The sequence below is a fragment of the Endozoicomonas sp. SESOKO1 genome (assembly GCF_024606265.1).
Lineage (GTDB): Bacteria > Pseudomonadota > Gammaproteobacteria > Pseudomonadales > Endozoicomonadaceae > Endozoicomonas.
In genome coordinates, this window is sequence record NZ_JAHHPP010000270.1 from 1 (window position 1) to 7,212 (window position 7,212).

Sequence of the window (7,212 nt, forward strand, 5' to 3'; positions counted from 1 at the left end):
AAGAGATTCTGGATGAGCTGTCTGATGGGGACTCTCCGGCCGTCGCATTGGCGGTTTCTAATCGTCGGCCACCTTCATTGAGCAAGCGATCTGCACGTCCGAGGGAACTGAGAGAGCCTCAGCTAAGGGAGCCTCAGCCAAGGGAGCCTCAGCCAAGGGAGCCTCAGCCAGGGGAAGTTCAACCAAGAGAGACTCAGCCTGCTGCGGCAATGGTCGCCGTTTCAGAGAAACCCATTGAGAATCCCCTTAAACAGTCCGCTATTGAGCGTTCAGTGGTTACCCATGAGCTGGTGTCTTCTTTACCGGTAGCGCAGGATAATACCCTGGAACCCGATCGGGTATCAGAACCCGTCAGCCCAGATATTCCCTCACAAGAAGATGACTCCAGACAGACGGAAGAGCTCTCTCAGATAAAGGTAAACCCGCTGAAAGAGTCCGTGAGTGATATGCCTGAAGAGCCTGTAACACCGGTTCGGCAGGTTGTAGTGGAAGGTTCCATCAAGCATCACAGTTCTCTGAACACGGGCTTCACCTTTGAAACGTTTGTAGAAGGTAAATCAAACCAGCTGGCGTTGGCGGCCGCTCGACAGGTGGCAGAAAACCCCGGTGCTTCCTATAACCCACTGTTCTTATACGGCGGTGTCGGTCTGGGTAAAACTCACCTGATGCATGCGGTGGGTAATTTCCTGGTCAAGCAGAACCGTAATGCCAGAGTCGTTTATTTGCACTCCGAACGCTTTGTTGCGGATATGGTGAAAGCACTGCAGCTGAATGCCATTAATGATTTCAAAAAGTACTATCGTTCTGTTGATGCTCTGCTGATTGACGATATCCAGTTCTTTGCCGGAAAAGAGCGCTCGCAGGAAGAGTTTTTCCACACCTTCAATGCGCTACTTGAAGGTGGCCAGCAGATGATTCTGACCTGTGACCGTTACCCAAAGGAGATCAACGGCGTTGAAGAACGTTTGAAGTCCCGATTCGGTTGGGGATTAACGGTTGCCGTTGAGCCTCCTGAGCTGGAAACCCGTGTTGCCATTCTGATGAAAAAAGCAGAGCAGCAGAAAGTGGAACTTCCCCATGAAGCCGCCTTCTTTATTGCCCAGAGAATCCGTTCCAATGTGCGTGAACTCGAAGGTGCCCTGAAGCGGGTGATCGCCAGTGCTCATTTTATGGGTCGTCATATTGATATTGATCTGATCCGTGAGTCCCTGAAAGACCTGTTGGCTTTACAGGACAAACAGGTCAGTATAGATAATATCCAGAGGACGGTTGCCGAGTACTACAAAATCAAAGTGGCGGATATTCTTTCCAAGCGTCGTAGCCGTTCTGTGGCAAGGCCTCGCCAGATTGCCATGGCTCTGTCCAAAGAGCTGACCAGCCATAGTTTGCCCGAGATTGGTGATGCCTATGGCGGACGTGATCATACCACCGTTCTTCACGCTTGCCGTAAAGTTAAAGAACTGGTCGAAGTGGATAACGAGATCAAAAGCGATTACAAAAACCTGTTGCGCTCACTGACAAGTTAATTCCACCTAATTCAACCTCATAAAAAGGCGAATACCTTTTTATACCAAGAGAAAGGAAAGCGATGAAATTTACCATTAATCGGGAAGCATTGCTTAAGCCACTTCAGCTGGTTGCCGGTGTGGTTGAGCGCAGACAGACGTTGCCGGTATTGTCCAATGTGTTGATGGTGGTCGAGGGAGACCAGCTCTCGTTAACCGGTACGGACCTGGAAGTTGAACTGGTTGGCCGGGTAGCCCTTGAGGATGTTGCGGAAGCCGGGGAGATTACGGTGCCGGCCAGAAAGCTGATGGATATCTGTAAGTCTCTGCCAGAAAACACCATGATTGAAGTGCGTCAGGATGATCAGAAAGTCAAGGTAAAGGCTGGCAGGTCCCGTTTTACCCTTTCCACTCTGCCCGCTAATGATTTTCCCAATATTGAAGAAGAGGCCGGGTCGGTATCCTTTACCATTGGTCAGTCACGTCTTCGTCGCCTGATTGACCGGACCTGCTTTGCCATGGCTCAGCAGGATGTTCGTTACTATCTGAACGGTATGTTGCTGGAAGTCAGCCAGAACTGTCTCCGTGCGGTGGCTACCGATGGTCACCGCCTGGCCATGTGCAGCGTGGATGCGGATATCAATCAGCAGGACAGGCATCAGGTTATCGTGCCTCGTAAAGGTATTCTTGAGATGGCACGCCTGCTGACGGAAGGGGAGGAGAGTGTCCATATTACCCTTGGTGCCAATCATATCAGAGCCAAAACCGGCGATTTCATGTTTACTTCAAAACTGGTGGACGGCAAGTTCCCTGACTATGAGCGCGTAATTCCCAAAGGTGGCAACAAAATCATTATTGGCGAGCGTCAGGAGCTGCGCCAGGCATTTCAGCGTGCGTCCATTCTTTCCAATGAAAAATACCGGGGTATCCGCCTGATTCTTTCTGATGGCCAGCTTAAGGTGATCGCTAATAACCCGGAGCAGGAAGAGGCCGAAGAAGAGTTGAGTCTGGCTTATCATGGTGACTCCATGGAAATCGGTTTTAACGTCAGCTACCTGTTGGACGTACTTTCCGTTCTTTCCGGTGAGTCCATCAAGATGACCCTCTCAGACCCGAACAGCAGTGTGCTGCTTGAGGAGTCTGAATCAGGTGACTCCACCTATGTTGTTATGCCTATGAGGCTGTAAGGCAGAAGTAGTCAGTGTCTGATGTTGGCATCAGGCACTCGCCTGTCCTGATCTGGCTTCCGGCCTACTCAGGCTCGGAAATTTACAGAATATGATCCAACAACTCGCCATAACTGATATTAGAAACCTCTCCTCTGTTTCGATTAACCCTTCCTCTTCTGTAAACGTCCTCTATGGGCTTAATGGCAGTGGTAAAACCAGCGTACTTGAGGCCATACATCTTCTCGGAGTTGCCCGATCATTTCGGACCACCCGAATTAAACCGGTGATTAATCATGATGCCGAGGTCTGTACGGTGTTTGGTCGAATCGGTGTGTCATCGGGATCCATACCGGTTGGTGTTTCCAGAAACCTGCGGGATGAATCGCTACAGATACGGGTGTCCGGTGAAAACCTGAAGTCCACATCGGAGCTGGCCAGGTTACTCCCCTTACAGGTGATTAATCCGGACACCTTCCGATTGCTTGAAGGTTCACCAAAACTGAGAAGGAACTTTATCGATTGGGGAGTGTTTCACGTGAAACATCAGGATTTTTTCCCATTATGGAAGCGCATGCAGAAAGCGTTGAAACAGCGGAACAGTCTGCTCCGTCATGGTAGAATAAACGGCTCTGAACTGACCTCGTGGAACATAGAGTTCGAGAAAGCGGCCAATGCCATCGACCTGTTACGGGGTGATTATATCCAGAAATTGACCCCGGTCTTTAACGAGGTCCTTTCGGAATTGGCAGACCTGGATAATCTTTCTATCCAATACTACCGAGGATGGGATAGGGAGAGAGAACTGCATGAAGTACTCAGTAGCGGACTGGCACGAGATATGCAATCGGGCTATACCCATGCCGGGCCGCAGCGGGCAGATTTAAGGATTAGGATGGGCAAAGGCAGTGCGGTTGATATCCTCTCCCGAGGTCAATTAAAACTGGTGGTCTGTGCACTGAAACTCGCCCAGGGCTTTCTATACAAAGAGCTACAAAACAAGCAGTGTATCTTCCTGGTCGATGACCTGCCATCAGAACTGGACACCCCTAATCGACAAAAGCTTTGTCGATTGTTTCAAAAAATGAACTGCCAGACCTTCATCACCTGTGTTGAGAAGGAGGCACTTGAACATTGCTGGTTGCCTGAAACGGAAGTAAAAATGTTTCACGTGAAACATGGGCAAATTACATTGGATGAGAACCCTGGTCAGCAAAGTAATCGCCGGGCTGAGTCTTTGGAGATAGAGCATGAGTGAACAAAACTACGACGCATCCAATATCAAGGTCCTGAAGGGCCTGGATGCTGTCCGCAAGCGCCCGGGGATGTACATTGGTGATACCGATGATGGTACCGGCCTGCACCATATGGTGTTTGAGGTGGTTGATAACTCCATCGATGAAGCGCTGGCAGGTCATTGCGACAAGATTTCTGTCATTATTCACCCGGATGAGTCCATCACAGTAAAGGATAATGGCCGTGGTATTCCTGTGGATATCCATGAGGAAGAGGGCGTTTCTGCCGCTGAAGTGATCATGACGGTGCTTCATGCCGGCGGTAAATTTGATGACAACACCTATAAAGTATCCGGTGGTTTGCACGGCGTTGGTGTGTCAGTGGTCAATGCGTTATCCAGCCAGCTGAAACTGACCATCCGCCGACATGGCAAGGTTCATCAGCAGATATACCATCAAGGGGTTCCGGAAGAGCCGTTAAAGGTGATTGGTGAAACCGATGCTACCGGTACTGAGCTGCACTTTATCCCGTCTCCGGAGACCTTCTCAAATATTCAGTTCAGTTATGACATTCTGGCCAAGCGTCTGCGTGAGCTCTCCTTCCTCAATTCAGGAGTGTATATCCAGCTGACGGATGAGCGCACCGGCAAGGTTGATGACTTCAAATACGATGGTGGTCTGAAGGCCTTTGTTGAGCACCTGAACCAGAATAAAACCACCATCAATAAAGTATTTCACTTCGAAATCACCCGGGAAGATGGTATTGGCGTGGAAGTGGCCATGCAGTGGAATGACAGCTTCCAGGAAGGGGTGTTCTGTTTTACCAATAACATCCCCCAGCGAGATGGTGGAACGCACCTGGCAGGCTTCCGTGCGGCGCTGACACGAAGCCTGAATGGCTATATCGAACGGGAAGGTTTCCAGAAGACGGCCAAGGTGGCTACGTCTGGTGATGATGCCCGTGAAGGTTTGACGGCGATTATCTCTGTGAAAGTGCCGGACCCTAAATTCTCTTCCCAGACCAAAGACAAGCTGGTGTCCTCCGAGGTGAAAACTGCCGTAGAGCAGGAGATGGGTAAATACCTTTCGGACTACCTGATCGAAAACCCCCAGGAAGCCAAGGCAGTTGTCGGTAAGATGCTGGATGCTGCCAGGGCCCGTGAAGCGGCCCGTAAGGCACGGGAAATGACCCGCCGTAAAGGTGCTTTGGATATTGCCGGATTGCCCGGCAAACTGGCGGACTGCCAGGAGAAAGACCCGGCGCTGTCTGAACTCTACATAGTGGAGGGTGACTCGGCGGGTGGATCCGCCAAGCAGGGCCGAAACCGCAAGACTCAGGCGATCCTGCCACTCAAGGGCAAGATCCTGAACGTTGAGAAAGCCCGCTTTGACAAGATGCTGTCCTCCCAGGAAGTGGGAACCCTGATTACGGCCCTGGGGTGCGGTATCGGCCGTACGGAGTTCAATATTGAAAAACTCCGTTACCATAACATCATTATCATGACCGATGCGGACGTGGATGGCTCTCACATCCGTACACTGCTGCTGACCTTTTTCTTCCGGCAGATGCCTGAGCTGATTGAAAATGGCTACATCTATATTGCTCAGCCACCACTGTACAAGGTCAAGCGTGGCAAGCAGGAGCAATACCTGAAAGATGATGGTGCACTGGACGGTTACCTGACCCAGTCAGCCCTGGAAAATGCCAGCCTGCATGTTAATGAAAAGGCTCCCGGGATCAGTGATCAGCCACTTGAAGAACTGGTGAAAGAGTTCAGAGATGTCCATAAATTGGCGGACAAGCTGTCTCGTATTTACCCGGTCGCTGTGCTTCGTGAAATGATTTATATGCCGGAAGTTACGGCACAAAGCCTGGCTGATAAGAGCGTCATGGAGTCCTGGGTTGCCCAGCTGAGTGAAAGAATTGAAAATTTGAAAGCCGCCGGTAGTACCATGACGTTTTCTGTAGAAGAAGACCGGGAACTCAATGTCTGGCTGCCCAAAGTGACGATTATTGCCCACGGTGTCGATAGTCACTATCGCTGGAATGCTGACTTCTTCTCTTCTGCCAACTATGGAAAGATCGTCTCTCTCGGCAATAAACTGCAAGGGTTGATTGAGGATGGCGCCTTTGTCCAGAAAGGGGAGCGTAAGAAGGATGTATCTTCCTTCGAGGAAGCCCTTGAGTGGCTGATGAGCGAATCCACCAAGCGTCACTACATCCAGCGCTATAAGGGGCTGGGTGAGATGAACCCGGATCAGTTGTGGGAAACCACCATGGATCCGGATGTCCGCCGGATGCTGAAAGTAACCATTGAAGATGCCATTGCTGCTGACCAGATATTCAACACGCTGATGGGGGATCATGTGGAACCCCGCAGAGAGTTTATCGAAAGCAATGCGCTGAATGTTGCCAATCTCGATATTTAAACACCAATCCAGTGCCGGTTAAAACCGGCACTTTTTTTCTTTTTTGATTCTCAGGTGCTCTGCTAATGTCTTCAGAATTTAAAGCAATTATTCGACAGGAGCTGGAAGAGGCGATGGTGGTGCTGAGCCGGTTCCTGGATGATGACGCCAATCTTGAGTCCATTGATCGTGCTGCCCGGTTATTGTCTGACAGCTTTAAAGCCGGTGGCAAGGTGCTCTCCTGTGGTAATGGCGGTTCCCATTGTGACGCCATGCACTTTGCCGAGGAGTTGACCGGACGCTTCCGTGAAAACCGCCCTGGTTATCCGGCTATTGCCATTTCCGATCCCAGTCATATCTCCTGTGTATCCAACGACTTTGGCTATGAATATGTCTTCTCACGTTACGTTGAAGCGATAGGCAGGGAAGGGGACGTACTGCTTGGCATCAGCACCAGTGGTAATTCCGGGAATATTATCAAGGCGGTAGAAGCGGCCAGGGCAAAAGGGATGAAGGTTATTCTGCTGTCAGGCAAAGATGGCGGCCAGATGGCAGGGATGGCAGATGTTGAAATTCGTGTGCCTCACTTTGGTTATGCTGACCGGATTCAGGAGGTCCATATCAAGGCCATCCATATAATAATCCAGCTTGTTGAAAAATATATGGAATAAAAAATAGGTGATAAAGGATGATATGGCGGAGGCACAGAGTTAATCAGGTATTGTAAGACTATGGCTGAATTCTTTTGGGAACACAGGTTATTCTCGCGATAGTCTTGCTAAAAAAGTACGCTCTATTTTCCGCCAGTCTTCAGTTTTTAGCTGGTCCTGTCGGTAAGGGTCCAGTTTGTTAGCTTCGGTAAAATAGTCAGAAACAAGGTTATTCAATTCATCCTTT

The 7,212-nt window shown here is 50.0% G+C and carries 5 protein-coding genes; all 5 read left to right on the forward strand.

Annotation, left to right across the window (positions count from 1 at the left end; genetic code table 11):
- Positions 1–1,526, forward strand: a 1,526-nt coding sequence (gene dnaA / locus KDK13_RS12220; protein WP_373692239.1) for a chromosomal replication initiator protein DnaA, incomplete at its 5' end; no start/stop codon positions are given.
- Between the two features lie 62 nt (positions 1,527–1,588).
- The gene (gene dnaN, locus KDK13_RS12225) at positions 1,589–2,692 is read left to right on the forward strand and encodes a DNA polymerase III subunit beta (RefSeq protein WP_257285251.1); all 1,104 of its coding nucleotides are present in this window, start codon (positions 1,589–1,591) and stop codon (positions 2,690–2,692) included.
- 91 nt (positions 2,693–2,783) lie between these two features.
- Entirely contained in the window at positions 2,784–3,929 is a 1,146-nt protein-coding gene (gene recF, locus KDK13_RS12230; RefSeq protein ID WP_257285252.1) for a DNA replication/repair protein RecF, read from the forward strand.
- Positions 3,922–6,336 carry a DNA topoisomerase (ATP-hydrolyzing) subunit B gene (gene gyrB / locus KDK13_RS12235; RefSeq protein ID WP_257285253.1) on the forward strand — a complete coding sequence of 805 codons (2,415 nt, stop codon included), beginning with the start codon at positions 3,922–3,924 and terminating at the stop codon, positions 6,334–6,336. Before recF ends, gyrB begins: the two co-directional genes overlap by 8 nt.
- A 65-nt stretch (positions 6,337–6,401) precedes the next feature.
- On the forward strand, positions 6,402–6,986 hold the full coding sequence (lpcA, locus tag KDK13_RS12240) for a D-sedoheptulose 7-phosphate isomerase (protein WP_257285254.1): 585 nt from the start codon (positions 6,402–6,404) through the stop codon (positions 6,984–6,986).
- Positions 6,987–7,212: the final 226 nt, after the last annotated feature.